This is a genomic window from Pseudoalteromonas sp. S1610 (genome assembly GCF_005887465.1).
GTDB lineage: Bacteria > Pseudomonadota > Gammaproteobacteria > Enterobacterales > Alteromonadaceae > Pseudoalteromonas > Pseudoalteromonas undina.
In genome coordinates, this window is sequence record NZ_PNDI01000046.1 from 1 (window position 1) to 17,132 (window position 17,132).

Genomic DNA, 17,132 nt, shown 5'->3' on the forward strand with positions numbered 1-17,132 from the left:
CCTAGGGGCGATTTACTCTTTGTTGCTCGGTTTTTACTTAGCCCACTAGGTTACAAACCTCGCGCCGTGATTTAATCGCCCCTAGTTTGAACAAATTTTAATCCGCAAAGGTCAACAGACCCCAATATCTTATCTATACTCCTCTTGGCTACACCTTATTTACATAAAAAACATACTATTAAATAAAAGTATATGAGCCTTCAATAAGTATTAAACCTTAGTCTAATAGACTAATAGTTGATTGAGTAAATTGTGTACATATACAACAGTAGCTTAAATATATAAAAACCTTGATTGTTTATTAATAACTCGTATTTACTAACAAATTAAATTAAAGATAATTAAATTCAATCTGTTAGTACTATATAAGTAACACACATTAATGCATATCATAAGCAAACAACATACAACAAGTAGCCTATAAAAGGACGCAACAATGAAATTTACTCCAATTAAAACACTGGCAGCGACTGCTGTACTATGTGCACTTTCTAGCACAGCTTATGCTGCTACAGCTGCAAAAATAGGTGATACAGAATTCACCTATGGTGGATACATTAAACTCGACGCAATGTGGAGTGACTATTCAGCAGGCGCTCCTGCAGGCAGCAGTGTTGGCCGTGACTTTTATGTACCAAGTACATTAACAGTTGGTAGCGATGATAGTTCAGACGCAGTATTTGATATGCACGCTCGTGAGTCACGTTTCAATTTTGGAACTGCTACCTTACTAGATAACGGTAAAACGGTTAAAACTAAAATAGAACTAGACTTTTTAGCGTCTGCCCCAGGTGGCAACGAGCGTGTGTCTAATTCATATTCTCCGCGTATTCGCCATGCATTTATTTCATACGATGGTTGGTTATTTGGTCAAACATGGTCAAACTTTCAAAACGTTGGTGCATTACCAGAAGCGCTTGATTTTGTTGGCCCAGCAGAAGGCACAGTGTTCGTTCGTCAATCTCAAATTAAATACACTACAGGTGCATGGTCTTTCTCTTTAGAAAATCCAGAAAGCACAATTACTACAGCAGGTGGTGGTATGGCAGTGACTGATGATGCCTCATTACCTGACTTTACCGCACGCTATACTCACAAAGCGGATTGGGGTAACTTTGTAGTAGCAGCCCTTGCTCGTCAACTGACCTACAAAGTAGGTGGTGTTGATGCCGATGAAACCTCATTTGGTGTTAGTGCATCGGGTATGGTGAAACTTGGTGAAGACAATCTAAAATTTATGCTTACCCAAGGTAAAGGACTAGGTCGTTATGTTGGTCTAAACGTAGCTCGTGGTGCGGTTCTCAATGGTGATGACCTAGATGCGATTGATTCAACATCAGGTTTTATTGCATATCAACATAAGTGGAATAGCCAGTGGCGCTCTACTTTCCTATATTCGTTCTTATCTGCTGATAACGATGAAAACCTACTTGCAATGTATGGCGATCCTACAGAATCAAGCCAAAGCTACAGTGCAAATATTTTATACTCACCGGTTAAACGTCTAACCTTTGGTGCGGAATTTAAACATGCAGAACGAGAGCTTGAAAGTGGCGTAGATGGCGACCTAGATCGTTTACAATTTTCTGTAAAGTATGCGTTTTAATTTCCTAACCAATTAAAATACTGATTTACTTCCTGAGCGGCTTCGGCCGCTTTTTTTGTTTTTAACCAGAGCTCAAGTTAACCAAATCCATGCGCTTTACTTAAAAAATGTCAAAGACGTGTAAAATACCGCGCAAACGTAATTGCAAATCAATCTCATTTAGATTAAATTACCAACCAAATTTAATCTTATGGGAAACAAGATGCTGCACAAACATAAAAACTCTGCATTTAAACTAAGTCTACTTACTTCACTGGTTTTATCTGGATATGCTGTTGCAAACGACACGCAAGACAACCTGCCTCTAGAAAAAATAGCCGTTTATGGGCAACATCATAAAAACTATATCACCGAAGAAGCACAGTCTGCGACTAAGCTAGGTCTAACAATTAAAGAGACCCCACAGTCTATTTCTGTTGTTTCACGCGCGCTGATGGATGATTTTTCACTTGATGATATTAACGCAGTATTAGAAAGCACACCTGGCGTAACAGTAGAGCAAATAGAAACTGACCGTACTTACTTTAAAGCGCGTGGTTTTGAAATAACTAACTTTTTAATTGATGGCTTAGGGACACCGCAAAATTCCGGTTCAATTCAAGGTACACTAGACACTGCAATTTATGATCGCGTTGAAATTGTACGTGGTGCCAATGGCATGATGACCGGTGCAGGTAACCCATCTGCGACTATTAATATGGTGCTAAAAAAGCCAACCTACACAACGCAAGCTAATGCATCGGCTTCTTATGGTTCGTGGAATAACAAACGTGTAGATATTGATGTTTCCGCACCGATTAACGATGAACACGCTGTTCGTGCTGTATTTACTAAGCAAGATAAAGAGTCGTACCTAGACCGTTACGAAACCGATAAGACCATTGCCTACCTTGCCTATGAGGGTAAGCTAACTGACGATACACTACTAAGCATTAACTATGTAAACCAGCAAAAAGATGCCGATAGCCCTCTATGGGGCGCGTTACCGCTTTATTACACTGATGGTTCACCAACTGATTATGATGAGTCAACTAGTACAGCTGCAGATTGGTCGTATTGGGATAATAGCGCTGAACGTATCTATGTAACACTTGAGCAAAACTTATCAGCGACTTGGGTTGCTAAAGCCCGTTATGCCCATATAAAAAATGAACAAAATTCTGAGTTATTTTATGTATATGGTACCCCAGATAAAGAAACTGGTTTAGGTTTAACCGGCTATGCGAGTCGTTATGATTACAAAGACACCCAAGATTTGTTTGATTTATATGCCAGCGGTAAGTTTGAGCTATTTTCTTTAGAGCACGACTTATCATTCGGCATTAGCCAAGCAAACATGGACTTTAATGACCAATCGCTTTATGACTACAGCACAGGAAATGGTTTCCCTGCGATGCCTGATTTAGCGACTTGGGATGGGATAGCACCAGAAGCAACGCTGGTTGATAAACCTAACGGCAGTGATGTACAAAATACACAAAGATCGGCCTATGTTTCAACTCGTATAAAACTAGCAGAACCATTAAGCATTTTGGCAGGCGTACGCTATACCGATTGGGAAACTAAAGGTACTGCTTATAGTGTAGTGCAAACCCGCGATGACTCAGAGGTTATTCCTTACATTGGTACTGTGTACGATTTTACTGAGTCGTTATCAGCGTATGCTAGCTACACCGAAACGTTTGTGCCACAAAAAGAGTTAGACATTAACGCTGAGCAACTGGCTCCGGTTATTGGTAAAAGTGCTGAAGTTGGTTTAAAAGCACAACTTTTAGATGAGCAAGTATTTGTAACACTGGCCTATTTTGATGCTAAGCAAGATGGACTTGCTGTTGCACTTCCGGGCTCCCTTCCAAGCGATACGCGTTATTACGCTGCAGATGGTATTAACAGTGATGGTTTCGAAATTGAATTAAGCGGTCGCTTAACTGATGATTTAAGTGCCAGCATCAGCTTTAGTAATTTAAGTATTGATGGTGATGAACTCGTTAAAGATTACACCCCAGAAAACCAATTAAAAATGGCAGCCACTTATCAAGTGCCATTTATTGATGGTTTAACCTTAGGTGCTAATTACCGCTGGCAAGATTCTATTAGCCGTGTGCAAGTGAAAGATCCAGCAGGCAACGCATTGGCAACTACAAAACAAGATGCTTATGGCTTATTAGATTTAATGGCCACCTACGAAATTACTCAAAACGTCGGTGTTACCTTTAATGTTAATAACAGTACTGATGAAAAGTACATAAACAGCCTTTATTGGGAGCAAGGTTACTACGGGGCACCCCGTAACTACTCATTGTCAGTTAACTGGCAGCTATAAAGCTAACTAGGCTTTAAGTCACTTTATAACAAACAATAAAAAAGCGCTAACCTAATGGTTAGCGCTTTTTTTAAGCTCGGGTCAAATCAAGCTTTAAAACAAATGGGCTTAAAGGTCGCCTTCATCACCTAATACGTCTTCGCCATCTTCTGGCTCAACCGTTGCTTTTAGCAATAGCATTTCACGTAATTTACCTTCAATTTCATCTGCAATTTCAGGGTTTTCTTTAAGAAACTTAATCGAATTAGACTTACCTTGGCCAACTTTGTTGCCATTGTAACTGTACCAAGCACCCGCTTTTTCAACAATTTTGTGCTTAACACCTAAATCAATCAGCTCACCCTGCTTAGAAATACCTTCGCCATACATAATGATAAATTCAGCTTGTTTGAACGGCGGTGCTACTTTGTTCTTCACAACTTTAACACGCGTTTCATTACCAACAACTTCATCACCTTCTTTTACTGAACCAATACGACGAATATCAATACGTACAGAGGCGTAAAATTTCAGGGCATTACCACCAGTTGTTGTTTCAGGATTACCAAACATTACACCAATTTTCATACGGATTTGGTTAATGAAAATACATAGCGTGTTTGAGCGCTTAATGTTACCTGTAAGCTTACGTAGTGCTTGTGACATTAAACGTGCTTGTAGACCCATGTGTGAATCACCCATGTCGCCTTCAATCTCAGCTTTAGGTGTTAATGCAGCAACAGAATCGACAATCACTACATCAACCGCGCTTGAGCGCACTAACATGTCACAAATTTCCAGTGCTTGTTCACCCGTATCTGGTTGAGATACCAGTAACTCATCAATATTAACGCCTAACTTTTGTGCGTAAACTGGATCAAGAGCATGCTCAGCATCAACAAAGGCACACGTTTTACCTTCTTTTTGAGCTTGTGCGATAACTTGTAATGTTAGCGTTGTTTTACCTGATGACTCTGGGCCATATACTTCAACAATACGCCCCATTGGCAAGCCGCCTATGCCTAAAGCAATATCAATACCTAGCGAGCCTGTTGATACAGCGTCAATGTTTAACGCCTTATTGTCACCCAATTTCATGATTGAACCTTTACCAAATTGACGTTCAATTTGTGATAAAGCTGCGTCCAACGCTTTTTGTTTGTTATCGTTCATTTTCTTCTCCAAATCCAGCTAATGCACACAAGTATACTGTATGAAATCACAGTATCAAGCTAATTTTATTATTTTATCTTCTCTATTATAGTTTTTAAAGAAAATACAATGGCTTGCAGCCTAACTTGCGCCCTATCACCATTAAATACTTGTTCAAACGTCCAGTGTTTACCGTTAATTTGTAGCCCAAACCACACTAGCCCTACCGGTTTGTCCTCAGTAGCGCCACCGGGCCCTGCAATCCCTGAAATAGCAATGGCAATGTCAGCACTGGCTGCCTTGCAGGCACCTGCTGCCATCTCAATAACTGTTTGTTCGCTCACTGCGCCAAATTGCTCGAGGGTATCATGCTTCACATTGAGTAATTCATGCTTTGCGTTATTGCTATAAGTAACAAATGCACGACCAATATATGCAGAGCTTCCTGGGGTATCGGTAAGCGAATAACTCACTCCACCACCAGTACATGATTCAGCGGTAGTGATCCATAAGCGTTTATCCGTTAAAATAGCGCCTAATTGCGCAGCAAGTGTCTTAATCTCTTGATGTAATTCCATATTCAGCCTTTGGGTAAATACATGTCGTTTGATCTTTATGCACCGCACACTATAAAACAACAAACCCCTATGATGCAGCAGTATCTAAAAATAAAATCAGAGCATCGCGATATTTTATTGTTTTATCGGATGGGGGATTTTTACGAACTCTTTTTTGATGACGCAAAACGCGCCGCGCAGTTGCTTGATATTTCACAAACACACCGTGGCAAAGCAGGGGGCGATCCTATTCCTATGGCGGGCGTGCCTTATCATGCGGTAGAAAACTACTTAGCCCGCTTAGTACAAATGGGCGAGTCGGTGGCTATTTGTGAACAAGTGGGTGACCCTGCCACCAGCAAAGGCCCTGTTGAACGCAAAGTAGTGCGTATTGTAACCCCAGGTACTATTTCTGACGAAGCCTTACTACAAGAGCGCCAAGACAACTTACTAACCAGTGTTTGGCAAAATAAAAAAGGTCAATACGGTGTTGCGTATCTTGATATCAACTCTGGGCGCTTCAATGTTGTTGAAGTTAGTACCGATGAAGCATTTAGCTCAACCCTACAACGCTTAGCGCCTGCTGAATTACTATATAGTGAACACTTTGAAAACACTCATTTAATTGAACATATTAAGGGAGCGCGTCGTCGCCCTGATTGGGAGTTTGATCTTGATACCGCGCAACACTTACTGTGCGAGCAGTTTGGCACCAAAGATTTAGTCGGTTTTGGCGTCGACAAAGCGCATAGCGCCTTGGTAGCGGCAGGCTGTTTAATGCAATACGTAAAAGATACCCAACGTATTGCATTACCGCACATTCGTGCAATTACCCTTGAGCATAATGAACACGCGGTAATTTTAGATGCGCCAACTCGCAAAAACCTTGAGCTTACCGTTAATCTATCAGGTGGCTTTGAAAATACCCTTGCCCAAGTGCTTGATAAAACAGCCACAGCTATGGGCTCACGATTACTTAAGCGCCGTATTCATACTCCTATTCGTAATAAAGACGAGTTAAATTCTCGTCTAAATGCCATTAGTGCTATTTTAGATGTGCAATTATGCAGTGAGCTGCATGACGCTCTCAGAGATATTGGTGATATAGAACGTGTAATTGCTCGCTTGGCATTACATACCGCTCGCCCACGTGATTTAACACGGCTTCGCAGTGCGCTTCAAGCATTGGCGCCGCTGCATAGCTTATTAAACGATGCCACAGATGCGCGTATTTCGCATATAATTACGCATTCTAAAGAACTTCCTGAGCTACAAGCATTACTTGAGCGTGCAGTGATTGATAACCCACCAGTGTTAATTCGTGATGGCGGTGTTATTGCGCCAGGGTATAACAGCGAACTTGATGAGTGGCGTAATTTAAGCCAAGGTGCCACCGATGTGCTTGAACAGCTAGAGCAGCGCGAACGTGAACGCACGGGTATTAGTACACTTAAAATTGGTTATAACAGAGTGCATGGCTTTTTTATTGAGGTGAGCCGCGCCAACTCGCACTTAGTGCCTGCAGATTATATTCGTCGTCAAACGTTAAAAAATAACGAACGTTATATAATTCCAGAACTTAAAGAACATGAAGATAAAGTCCTCGGCAGCCAATCAAAAGCGCTGGCACTTGAAAAGCAGCTATACGAACAGTTATTTGAATTTATAGCGCCGCATATTGAGCAGCTACAAATAATGGCCTCGGTCATTGCCGATTTAGATGTACTTAACAATTTAGCAGAGCGTGCCCAAACGCTAAATTATGCCAAGCCTGAGCTTTGCGATAACGATAATATCAGCATCAAACAAGGCCGCCACCCTGTGGTTGAGCAAGTAATGAAAGACCCGTTTATTGCCAACCCTGTAGAACTCAATAGCCAACGTAAAATGCTGATAATTACTGGCCCTAACATGGGCGGTAAATCTACCTACATGCGCCAAACAGCACTGATAGTACTCATGGCGCATATTGGCTGTTACGTTCCTGCCGATAGCGCTAAAATTGGTAATATCGATAGAATATTTACCCGCATTGGTGCCAGTGACGACTTAGCATCTGGGCGCTCTACTTTTATGGTTGAAATGACAGAAACTGCGGCAATTTTAAATAATGCCACCGCACAATCATTAGTATTAATGGATGAAATAGGCCGAGGAACCAGTACTTACGATGGTTTATCACTGGCATACGCGACAGCTGATCATCTTGCTTCAAAAATAGCAGCTAAAACTCTGTTCGCAACCCATTACTTTGAACTCACAGAGCTTGCAGAACAAACACCTGGATTGGTTAATGTGCACTTAGATGCCATTGAACACAACGATACCATTGCCTTTATGCACACGGTATTAGATGGTGCCGCAAGTAAAAGTTTTGGTTTGCAAGTGGCAGCTCTGGCTGGCGTACCTAAAGCGGTTATTGCCCAAGCAAAACAAAAGCTAAGCTTGCTTGAAAATCATCAAAGTGTCACAACAGTCACCACAGAGCAACAGGTTTTACCGTTTGATAGTGAACCGCAAATAATTCAGCCTAATGAGCTTGAGCAACAAATGAGCGCAATAGACCCTGATAACCTATCTCCGCGTCAGGCGCATGAACTGCTTTATAAATTAAAAGCACTGCTTTAAACGCAAACAGCCCGACTAAAGAGTCGGGCTGTATTCATTTTTTTGTGTGTTTAGATTAAGCGAACTGTTCAAATAAGCTTTCGGTACTTAATCCTTCTTGCTGCAAGATATCTTTTAACCGACGTAGCGCCTCAACCTGTATTTGGCGAACTCGCTCACGGGTTAACCCAATTTCACGGCCCACATCTTCAAGTGTTGAAGGCTCATAACCGAGTAAACCAAACCGGCGTGCCAGTACTTCGCGCTGCTTAGGGTTCAATTCACCTAACCAGTCAATAATATGCGTATTCATATCATTGTTTTGCACTTCACCTTCAGGACCTACATTTTTTTCGTCGGCAATCACATCTAACAATGCACTGTCATTTTCGCCACCAATAGGCATATCTACAGACGCTATTTTTTCGTTTAGGCGAAGCATTTTTGTTACATCTTCGACCGGTCTGTCTAAGCTTTCTGCAATTTCTTCTGCGGTTGGCTCATGATCAAGCTTTTGAGTTAGCTCACGTGCTGTACGTAAATAAACGTTAAGCTCTTTAACAACATGAATAGGCAAACGAATTGTACGGGTTTGATTCATTATTGCCCGTTCAATGGTTTGGCGTATCCACCATGTGGCATAAGTAGAAAATCGAAAACCACGTTCAGGATCAAACTTTTCAACAGCTCGGATCAGCCCTAGATTACCTTCTTCAATTAAATCAAGTAGAGCAAGCCCACGATTGTTGTACCTACGCGCAATTTTCACAACTAAGCGTAAGTTACTTTCGATCATGCGTTTTCGGGAGGCTTCGCAGCCTTTAAGCGATTTTCGTGCAAAAAACACTTCTTCTTCTGCACTTAATAGAGGGGAAAAACCAATCTCGCCTAAGTATAATTGGGTGGCGTCGAGGTTTTTAGTGACTTCTTCTTTTACAAATACATCTTCATCTTCCACGTCATCAAGTAACTTCGTTGTCTCCTCTATTTTAGAGTCGTCAAACTTATCATCAGTGGGGGTTTTCTCAGCTTTTGCTACATCAGCCATAAGACTTCTCCTGAGCAAGCTATCAATAACTTTATGATTAAGGTCTGTAGTCGTTTTATTAGCTTTTGCTGTATTAGCCATGAGCCTTCTCCAGAACAGTCAATCAACACCTTCAGTTCAGGGTAGGTACTTAGCAGGGTTAACAGCTTTTCCTCGATAACGAATTTCAAAACGAAGTGCCGTTACTGAAGACTCTGAATTACCAATTTCTGCTATTTTTTGTCCCGCCTTCACTATTTGCTTTTCTTTCACAAGTAACGTTGAGTTATGTGCATAAGCACTTAGGTAATCATCATTATGTTTCAATATAATTAAATTACCGTAACCTCTAAGTGCACTACCCGCGTAAACTACTGTTCCTTTTGCAGCGGCGAGTACGGCAGTACCCTTTCTATTAGCAATCTGTAGGCCTTTATAACCATTTTCCTTGTTAGAAAAGCGTTTTGTTATTTTACCTTTAGCAGGCCAAAACCAACTCAACTTTTTAGTTGAAGAACCTTGAGACTGACTAATTTTTTGGTTAGCTTGTTTTTGAACATACCTACGTTTTTTCGGCTTATCAAGCTCTTTCTTTAATTTTCTGTTACTTTTTTGTAAATGGGATGGCTTTTTAACAGCTTTCTTTTTATACTTTTTTTGTGTAACCCTTGACCTACTTGGTTCTAAAAGGGATACAACCTGACCAGGAACAATAGTGTAAGGTGATGGAATTGAATTATTTTTTGCAAGTTCTCTGAAATCTTTTCCAGCACTAAAAGCAATCGAATAAAGTGTATCGCCTTTTTGTACCGTGTACTTACCACCGTTAATATTAATCCGTGAAGGATAGTCATTAATATTATTATTTAAACTACTTACAGGAGCGGGAACATGGCGAGACGAGCATGCACAAAGCAAAACACTAATAAATAAAGCAACATAACAGCGTATTTGTTTATTCAATGTGTTTTGCCCTCTGTTTTAATATCATTATATTATGGCGATTATCGCAACAATAGGTACGCAACAGCAATTAAAGCAACCACTGCCCAGCCAAGTACTTCAATATATTGGCGTAATTTTTGTTCCATTTTAACTCCGCCCCATTTCATTAAAGCAGATACTAAAAAGAAACGCGCGCCACGCCCAATACCTGAGGCAATAATAAAAGGTAAAAACGCCATTTGTAATACACCAGCGCCAATGGTAAATACTTTATAAGGAATAGGCGAAAACCCCGCTATAAATACCACCCAAACACCGTAATTTTTGAACCATGCAAGCGCCGTATTAAATTTATCTTGCCATTGCATTTGCGCAATAAAGGGCTCTACAACCGGTTCAAACAACCAAAATCCAAGTAAGTAACCCAGCACGCCGCCAAGCACAGACGCAACCGTAGCAAAGCTTGCAAATCGCCATGCCTTACTTGGTTGCGCTAGCGACATCGGCGCTAACATTACATCGGGCGGGACCGGGAAAAAAACCGATTCGGCAAAGCTCATTCCTGCTAAATAACGTTCTGCGTGGCGGTGTTTAGCCCACACTAGCGCCATATCGTATAACTTGGTAAACAACTTCAAAATGAATTCCTATTCAATATCACCAGGGACTAAAGGTACAAATCTTACTGGCGCAATTACATGCTCTGTAAAGCTATCGCCTTGGCGAATAACCATGGTTAAATTTTGTTCTGCCTCACCAATAGGGGCCAGTAATACGCCTCCATCTGCAAGTTGTGCGAGTAACTCGGGGGGAATGGTGGTTGCCGCAGCGGTCACGATAATGCCATCAAATGGCGCTTGTGACTGCCAGCCTTGCCAACCATCGCCATGTTTCATGGTGACATTGTACAAATCGAGCTGGTGTAATCGGCGTTTAGCTTGCCATTGCAAAGCTTTAATACGCTCTACCGAATATACCTTATCAAAGGTTTTAGCTAAAACCGCAGTTTGATAGCCCGACCCGGTGCCTATTTCTAACACCTTATGTTGAACACCGGCTAATCGCATTAGCTCGGTCATGCGCGCAACAATATAAGGCTGAGAAATAGTTTGCCCTTGCCCTATAGGTAGCGCGGTATTTTGATACGCTTTGTGTTTGAGTACATCATCAATAAAAATATGCCGAGGAATTTGCGCTATTGCTTTTAAAACCTCTTTATCTTCTACGCCATCTCGCTGTAATAAGTCTGAAAGCGCTTGTGCACTGCGAGTATAATTAGCCAGCACGATTAATCTCCAACTCGGCTAACCACTCTCCCACGGCTTTAATACTGTCTTTGGCAGTCATATCAACGCTTAACGGGGTCACTGATGCATAGCCATTATTAACCGCATAAAAGTCAGTGCCTTCACCTGCGTCGCTTTCAAGCCCTAGCGATCCATACCAAAAAATATCGCGCCCCCATGGATCGGTTTGTTTGGTCATGGTTTCTGCTTTGTGACGAGCCCCTAAACGAGTTACCTGAACGCCTTTGAGCTCAGAGAGCGGAATATCGGGAACATTAATATTAATGATCTGATCTTTCGGCAGCGGATGTGAAGCAAGCCCTTTAATAATATTTACAGTAACGGCGGCCGCTGTTTCAAAATGCTCACCATGATGAGAGCACAAAGATACCGCAATTGCTGGTAAGCCCAAATGACGACCTTCAGTCGCCGCAGCAACTGTACCAGAGTAAAGTGTATCGTCGCCTAAATTACCGCCATGATTGATACCGGCAACAACCAAATCGGGTTTTTCATCCACTAATTGATTAACACCTAAGTGCACACAATCAGTGGGTGTACCGTTTACCGACATAAAGCCGTTGTCGAGCGTTGTGGCACGCAGCGGGTTCATTAGCGTTAGTGAATTACTAGCACCACTACAATTTCTATCTGGAGCAACCAGCGTTACCTCAGCGATTTGTATTAATGCTTGATATAAAACAGCAATACCTTTGGCATTAACACCATCATCATTACTTAATAGAATCTTCATCTGCGGTATCCTTTTCTTTTCGCTCGCGAGGGCTGGCATCAGTATAATTAACCAGTTCGCGCAGTAAAGCCGTTGCAAAACAGCCTTTGGGTAAACCAAAGCTGAGTTTTAATGTGCGTTCATCAAGTGTTTCTATGCTTAGCTCTTGGGGTATTAAACGCAGCATTCTACGCTCGTTTTTAAGCCCTAAATCCCCTAAGCCATCACACCATGCTTGATACGGTGCCAACCATGTTTTTTCTTGTTCGGTTAAGCCTTTTTCACTTTTGCCCACCATGGGCGCCGACATCATAATATCGCCAGAGGCAAGCCGTGCAATATTTTCATCACTTATCGCATCTTCAAAAAATGCATTACTGCCACTGAGCATAAATACTTCGCGGTGCATGGTTTTAGCAAGGCCATGCTCAGCCACGCGTAAACTAACAATTTGATTAAACACATGTGAACGCGCAGCAGAAATAATAATGCCTCGCAGCTTTTTATCGCGAATACGCTCACCGGCAAACATTTTTTCGGCCATCACTAGGTTGTGCCCATCACGACCAAAGCGCTGTTCACCAAAATAATTAGGCACACCTGCGCGTACCGCGTTTATACGGCATAAAATATCAAGCGGCTCGGTTACATTGCGCAAGGTAATAGTAAATCTATTTCCTTTATGGCAACCAGTGCGCAATTTTCGCTCATGGCGCTGCTGCGATACCACAAACACGCTTTCACTGTTCAGCTCAGTAAAATCAATATGCTTTTTAATCGGTACTTTTACGCTAAACCACTGCGAGCATACTCCATGGCGGTCTTTCATACCGGCATAACTTACATCACGTGGCGATACACCCGCTTTTTGTGCAATAAGCTTGGCAACATATTGGGTGTTTTCACCCTTTTTAACCACTTGCAAACACACGTGTTCACCACTGCCGGTAAACTCTATACCGAGATCCTCATCAACCATAAAGTCTTCTGCGGTGGTTTTAAAGTCGGCTTTGGAAAGCGGCGCGCCATATAAATAATTTAATTCGCTCATGCGTTTTGTTTGCTCATAATGACCACGGCATGGCTGGAAATGCCTTCTTTACGCCCCTCAAAACCGAGTTTTTCGGTAGTGGTAGCTTTTACATTTACCTGAGAAAGCTCGGCATTTAAATCACTGGCAAGGTTGCCACGCATCGCTTGAATGTGCGGCAGCATTTTTGGTGCTTGTGCCACAATAGTGACATCCGCATTGCCCAATACATAACCTTGTTGCTTGGCTAGGTTCACTACATGGCGAAGTAAAATACGGCTATCAATATTTTCATATTCACTGGCCGTATCCGGAAAGTGCTTACCAATATCGCCCAGCGCTAATGATCCTAAAATAGCGTCACATAAGGCATGAATAGCTACATCACCATCTGAGTGTGCTAAAAAGCCTTGTGGATAATCAATTTTTTCGCCGCAGATAGTTAAAGGCCCTTGGCCTCCAAATTTATGTACGTCAAAACCATGGCCTATTCGTATCATTTTGCACTCTCATTATTTTGTTTTTGCAGTAAAAAGCCTGCTAAATCTAAATCTTCTGGGGTGGTGATTTTAATATTATCACTACGCCCTGCTACCAGCTTTACCGGCTTATTTGCCCACTCCATTGCACTGGCTTCATCAGTAATGGTAACGCCGCTGTTAAGCGCACTTTGCAATGCCGTTTTAAGCTCGTCGTATTTAAACAGTTGCGGGGTAAGCGCTTGCCATAAATCATCACGAGGCACTGTTTGCTGCGCATGGCTTTGCCCCCGTTTTATAGTATCTTTTACTTTACTGGCTAAAATGCCGCCTTCATCATCCTGCATACACTGTGCTATCAAGCGCTCTATATCAGCAATATCCACTAAAGGTCTTGCAGCGTCATGCACCAAAACCCAAGTAGGTGGGTTAGCGGCTAAAAATAATAAACTGTTTAACACTGAATCTGCGCGCTCTTTACCGCCAATAGCACGCACAATGCGAGGGTCAGCTAGCGTAAGGTCGTCAAAGTAGGGGTCGGTTTCGCTCAGTGCCACCACTACAGAATTTAACTGCGGTAACTGCGATAACTTAGCGAGCGTATGCTCTAGAATGGTTTTCCCTGCTAAGGAAATATATTGCTTTGGTGTTGTGTGTTGCATTCGACTGCCAACACCTGCGGCAGGAACAATAGCAGCAATAGTTTGTTTATTTGTCATGGTGTTGAGCCGGTAAAACACGAATAAAGGTTTCGTCCGGTTTAATCATTCCTAATTCGTTGCGGGCACGCTCTTCAATGCCTTCGTGGCCGAGCTTTAAATCTTCTATATCCGCTTTTAATACTTTATTACGCTTTATTAGTTTTTCGTTAGTTTGTTGATGCGATGCCACCGCATTTTTTAAACGGGTATAGTCTTGCACCCCATTATGACCAAACCAAAGGCGATACTGGATAAAAAGTGCTAAGCACAACAAGCCAAATTGAAAAAATCGCATTAAACACTCCTTATTTTAATTTTTAATTATCTACTTATGCTAACGGCCGCTTAACATTGCGCCAATTAATATTGGCAGCAAGTAACATTTCCCGTAATGACAAAACCCGTGGTGTGCTGCGCTTTGAAAACTGCCACTGGTGGCCACAACACGCCGCTGCAAGGCTCGTTTTACTGGGTTTAAGCAATTGCGCACTTTGTTGCTCAAGTCCTTGGCCTAAAAAATCAAACCAACCAAGTTCATTACAATGCAGTTGCGTATCAGCTACTTGATCAATGCTATCTATTCTAACCCGAATTTGACCGTGACTTTGTAATAATACCGGAATTATTAGCCCTACTTTGGCATGCGCTTGATAAAAAAGTTCATTCGCTGCAGGATTAGCCTCTGGCGGTGTAGGTTTTTGTTTTTCAAGCCAGCCTCCATTTTGCGCATCAAGCGTAAAAGGCAATGGTGCATTAGCTACACGTGTTGCGGCACGTTCAATATAATAAGGCAGGCTTTTTAATTGCCTGCGTAAACGGTCACCATTAGGTTCAGCCACTAAGCGCTGAACTTCACGCTGATAAAAAGCATTGCATAATTGTGCGTAAAGCACTTTTTGTGCATCAGTTTGCCACATTTCAACTTGCTGGCTTGTGTTAAACTGCTTATTTTTAGCAACCAATCGCTGTACTCAAAAAAACATTTTAATACTGTTTTATAACACAGTAATGCACAGTTTTTAAGCACTTGTAGTAATTTAAGCGCTTGGCTTTTCACCTAATTTTGCGATACCTGATTCTAAAAATTGCACCATAGTACTTCGCTTTTTACCTATTAATAAGCTGCCATCAGCCAAAAACATAAAGTTTTGCCAGTTACGTTTAAACACATCAAATGTCGTTTCGATAATATTGTCGCGTGCCATGCAAAAATACACTGTGGTATTAGCCTGCCAATCTAAGTGGTTCAAAATAGCATCTGGAAATTGGGGTTCTTCGCTTTCCCACGCATCTTCCCAATTAATTTCTTGGCTAAAGTTTTGCTCTTGCGCGCACCAATCGGTTTTATCAAAAAAGTCTGGATGATCATGTTCGCGACTCACCATGGTTGTCCATAGTACGGCGGCACGCTCGCTGGTCATAGGTTTAATATTGGCTGCATCAATATCTGAAACCGGAATATCTTTGTGGCGAAATACCCAGGCTTTTTTGTAATCATCAAGAGAAATATAATTCATAGTATTGCTGTATTCTTTGGCATAATAAAAAGCGAAGGCAAATTATACAAGATAACAGACTATGACTACAGCACTAAAACTGGGTTTATATCAACACTACAAAGGCCCACAATATAAAGTTATGCATGTGGCGACCCACAGCGAAACCAACGAGCAATTGGTTATTTACCAAGCCTTATACGGTGAATACGGCATATGGGCACGCCCACTAAGTATGTTTACTGAAACCGTAGAAAAAGACGGTAAAACTATCGCCCGTTTTGCCTACCTTGGTGAAGCCGATTAACTATGGCATTATAACGCATAATAATTACTGCTCAGACCAGATAAAGGATAACCCGTGCAATTTAATTCTACTGATAATTACATCGCAAGCTCAGCATTAAAACAGGCAGTAAACGCCGCTATTATGCTGCAAAAACCGCTTTTAATTAAAGGCGAGCCTGGCACAGGTAAAACCATGCTGGCCGAGGAATTAGCGAAAAGTTTAGATACTGAGCTTATTCAGTGGCATATAAAATCAACCACTAAAGCGCAGCAAGGTTTGTACGAGTACGATGCGGTATCGCGTTTGCGCGACAGCCAGCTAGGTGATGAGCGCGTTCACAATATTAGCAACTACATAGTTAAAGGTAAGCTGTGGCAAGCCTTCATATACGCTGAATTAAACGGCAAACGCCCAGTACTGCTTATTGACGAAATAGACAAAGCCGATATTGAGTTTCCAAACGATTTACTGCTCGAACTCGATAAAATGGAATTTCATGTATACGAGACCGGTGAGCGCATTGTGGCTAAAGAGCGCCCTATTGTGATCATCACATCAAACAATGAAAAAGAGCTGCCTGATGCGTTTTTACGTCGCTGTTTTTTCCATTATATTGATTTTCCAAATAGCGACGAAATGCAGCAAATTATTGATGTGCACTACCCGCATGTTAAACAAGATTTAGTTCGCCAAGCGCTAGAAGTATTTTTTAACTTACGCGAAGCCAATGGCCTTAAAAAGAAGCCATCCACCAGCGAGTTACTGGATTGGTTAAAACTATTAATGGCTGAAGATATAGACGCAAAAATCCTGCACGACAAAGCGCAAAAAGGCGGTTTAATGCCGATGTTTGGTGCGCTGCTTAAAAACGAGCAAGACATAAGCCTAATCGAAAAGCTTGCGTTTATGAGCCGTCGCTAAC

Annotated in this window: 18 protein-coding genes; 5 read left to right on the top strand and 13 right to left on the bottom strand. The window is 41.8% G+C overall.

All coding sequences use genetic code 11. The features are described 5' to 3' along the window. Nucleotides 1-436: 436 nt before the first annotated feature. Complete coding sequence (locus tag CWB77_RS14345; protein ID WP_109874233.1) at nt 437-1,606, top strand: DcaP family trimeric outer membrane transporter; 1,170 nt, start codon at nt 437-439, stop codon at nt 1,604-1,606. Nucleotides 1,607-1,808: 202 nt separating this feature from the next. Then, the gene (locus CWB77_RS14350) at nt 1,809-3,929 is read left to right on the top strand and encodes a TonB-dependent siderophore receptor (protein WP_171040294.1); all 2,121 of its coding nucleotides are present in this window, start codon (nt 1,809-1,811) and stop codon (nt 3,927-3,929) included. Between the two features lie 108 nt (nt 3,930-4,037). Here CWB77_RS14350 and recA read toward each other — a convergent pair whose 3' ends face one another. Further along, nucleotides 4,038-5,081 (bottom strand): recombinase RecA, encoded by a 1,044-nt coding sequence (recA, locus tag CWB77_RS14355; protein ID WP_058155138.1) that lies wholly within the window; start codon nt 5,079-5,081, stop codon nt 4,038-4,040. Between the two features lie 68 nt (nt 5,082-5,149). After that, complete coding sequence (locus tag CWB77_RS14360; protein WP_138623318.1) at nt 5,150-5,638, bottom strand: CinA family protein; 489 nt, start codon at nt 5,636-5,638, stop codon at nt 5,150-5,152. 21 nt (nt 5,639-5,659) lie between these two features. Between CWB77_RS14360 and mutS the strand changes: the two genes are divergently transcribed. Then, nucleotides 5,660-8,245, top strand: coding sequence for a DNA mismatch repair protein MutS (gene mutS, locus CWB77_RS14365; protein ID WP_138623320.1), 2,586 nt, complete (start codon nt 5,660-5,662; stop codon nt 8,243-8,245). 55 nt (nt 8,246-8,300) lie between these two features. On the opposite strand, the gene rpoS is transcribed toward mutS, so the two are convergent. The 11 genes from rpoS to CWB77_RS14420 all read right to left on the bottom strand — a co-directional run bounded on the left by rpoS (nt 8,301) and on the right by CWB77_RS14420 (nt 15,942). Continuing rightward, nucleotides 8,301-9,272: an RNA polymerase sigma factor RpoS gene (gene rpoS, locus CWB77_RS14370; RefSeq protein WP_054201960.1), complete on the bottom strand. Its 972-nt coding sequence runs from the start codon at nt 9,270-9,272 to the stop codon at nt 8,301-8,303. 117 nt (nt 9,273-9,389) lie between these two features. Then, nucleotides 9,390-10,214 carry a peptidoglycan DD-metalloendopeptidase family protein gene (locus CWB77_RS14375; RefSeq protein WP_138570854.1) on the bottom strand — a complete coding sequence of 275 codons (825 nt, stop codon included), beginning with the start codon at nt 10,212-10,214 and terminating at the stop codon, nt 9,390-9,392. 41 nt (nt 10,215-10,255) lie between these two features. Continuing rightward, the gene (locus tag CWB77_RS14380) at nt 10,256-10,834 is read right to left on the bottom strand and encodes a YqaA family protein (RefSeq protein WP_109874227.1); all 579 of its coding nucleotides are present in this window, start codon (nt 10,832-10,834) and stop codon (nt 10,256-10,258) included. Between the two features lie 9 nt (nt 10,835-10,843). After that, on the bottom strand, nt 10,844-11,482 hold the full coding sequence (locus CWB77_RS14385) for a protein-L-isoaspartate(D-aspartate) O-methyltransferase (protein ID WP_010387750.1): 639 nt from the start codon (nt 11,480-11,482) through the stop codon (nt 10,844-10,846). Then, on the bottom strand, nt 11,472-12,236 hold the full coding sequence (gene surE, locus CWB77_RS14390) for a 5'/3'-nucleotidase SurE (protein WP_054201786.1): 765 nt from the start codon (nt 12,234-12,236) through the stop codon (nt 11,472-11,474). The genes CWB77_RS14385 and surE overlap by 11 nt, the downstream gene beginning before the upstream one ends. Next, the gene (gene truD, locus CWB77_RS14395; RefSeq protein ID WP_010387747.1) at nt 12,217-13,266 is read right to left on the bottom strand and encodes a tRNA pseudouridine(13) synthase TruD; all 1,050 of its coding nucleotides are present in this window, start codon (nt 13,264-13,266) and stop codon (nt 12,217-12,219) included. The genes surE and truD overlap by 20 nt, the downstream gene beginning before the upstream one ends. Beyond that, entirely contained in the window at nt 13,263-13,745 is a 483-nt protein-coding gene (gene ispF / locus CWB77_RS14400) for a 2-C-methyl-D-erythritol 2,4-cyclodiphosphate synthase (RefSeq protein ID WP_008464226.1), read from the bottom strand. Before ispF ends, truD begins: the two co-directional genes overlap by 4 nt. Then, nucleotides 13,742-14,443, bottom strand: a complete 702-nt coding sequence (gene ispD, locus CWB77_RS14405) for a 2-C-methyl-D-erythritol 4-phosphate cytidylyltransferase (protein WP_138623322.1) — start codon at nt 14,441-14,443, stop codon at nt 13,742-13,744. Before ispD ends, ispF begins: the two co-directional genes overlap by 4 nt. Then, a complete protein-coding gene (gene ftsB / locus CWB77_RS14410) occupies nt 14,433-14,720 on the bottom strand; it encodes a cell division protein FtsB (RefSeq protein WP_008110330.1) in 288 nt (95 codons plus the stop codon). The genes ispD and ftsB overlap by 11 nt, the downstream gene beginning before the upstream one ends. Before the next feature lie 34 nt (nt 14,721-14,754). Beyond that, nucleotides 14,755-15,387: a hypothetical protein gene (locus CWB77_RS14415; protein ID WP_008464230.1), complete on the bottom strand. Its 633-nt coding sequence runs from the start codon at nt 15,385-15,387 to the stop codon at nt 14,755-14,757. Nucleotides 15,388-15,462: 75 nt separating this feature from the next. Continuing rightward, on the bottom strand, nt 15,463-15,942 hold the full coding sequence (locus CWB77_RS14420; RefSeq protein WP_008464232.1) for a DUF2947 domain-containing protein: 480 nt from the start codon (nt 15,940-15,942) through the stop codon (nt 15,463-15,465). A 61-nt stretch (nt 15,943-16,003) separates the two neighbouring features. Between CWB77_RS14420 and CWB77_RS14425 the strand changes: the two genes are divergently transcribed. Continuing rightward, nucleotides 16,004-16,228, top strand: coding sequence for a DUF1653 domain-containing protein (locus CWB77_RS14425; protein WP_008110327.1), 225 nt, complete (start codon nt 16,004-16,006; stop codon nt 16,226-16,228). A gap of 54 nt (nt 16,229-16,282) precedes the next feature. Next, nucleotides 16,283-17,131 carry an AAA family ATPase gene (locus tag CWB77_RS14430; RefSeq protein WP_138623324.1) on the top strand — a complete coding sequence of 283 codons (849 nt, stop codon included), beginning with the start codon at nt 16,283-16,285 and terminating at the stop codon, nt 17,129-17,131. Nucleotide 17,132 lies beyond the last annotated feature (1 nt).

Coding starts and splice junctions, on each gene's coding strand:
- CWB77_RS14345 (WP_109874233.1), top strand. CDS start 437: ATGAAATTTACTCCAATTAAAACACTGGCAGCGACTGCTGTACTATGT.
- CWB77_RS14350 (WP_171040294.1), top strand. CDS start 1,809: ATGCTGCACAAACATAAAAACTCTGCATTTAAACTAAGTCTACTTACT.
- recA (WP_058155138.1), bottom strand. CDS start 5,081: ATGAACGATAACAAACAAAAAGCGTTGGACGCAGCTTTATCACAAATT.
- CWB77_RS14360 (WP_138623318.1), bottom strand. CDS start 5,638: ATGGAATTACATCAAGAGATTAAGACACTTGCTGCGCAATTAGGCGCT.
- mutS (WP_138623320.1), top strand. CDS start 5,660: ATGTCGTTTGATCTTTATGCACCGCACACTATAAAACAACAAACCCCT.
- rpoS (WP_054201960.1), bottom strand. CDS start 9,272: ATGGCTGATGTAGCAAAAGCTGAGAAAACCCCCACTGATGATAAGTTT.
- surE (WP_054201786.1), bottom strand. CDS start 12,236: ATGAAGATTCTATTAAGTAATGATGATGGTGTTAATGCCAAAGGTATT.
- truD (WP_010387747.1), bottom strand. CDS start 13,266: ATGAGCGAATTAAATTATTTATATGGCGCGCCGCTTTCCAAAGCCGAC.
- ispF (WP_008464226.1), bottom strand. CDS start 13,745: ATGATACGAATAGGCCATGGTTTTGACGTACATAAATTTGGAGGCCAA.
- ispD (WP_138623322.1), bottom strand. CDS start 14,443: ATGACAAATAAACAAACTATTGCTGCTATTGTTCCTGCCGCAGGTGTT.
- ftsB (WP_008110330.1), bottom strand. CDS start 14,720: ATGCGATTTTTTCAATTTGGCTTGTTGTGCTTAGCACTTTTTATCCAG.
- CWB77_RS14420 (WP_008464232.1), bottom strand. CDS start 15,942: ATGAATTATATTTCTCTTGATGATTACAAAAAAGCCTGGGTATTTCGC.
- CWB77_RS14425 (WP_008110327.1), top strand. CDS start 16,004: ATGACTACAGCACTAAAACTGGGTTTATATCAACACTACAAAGGCCCA.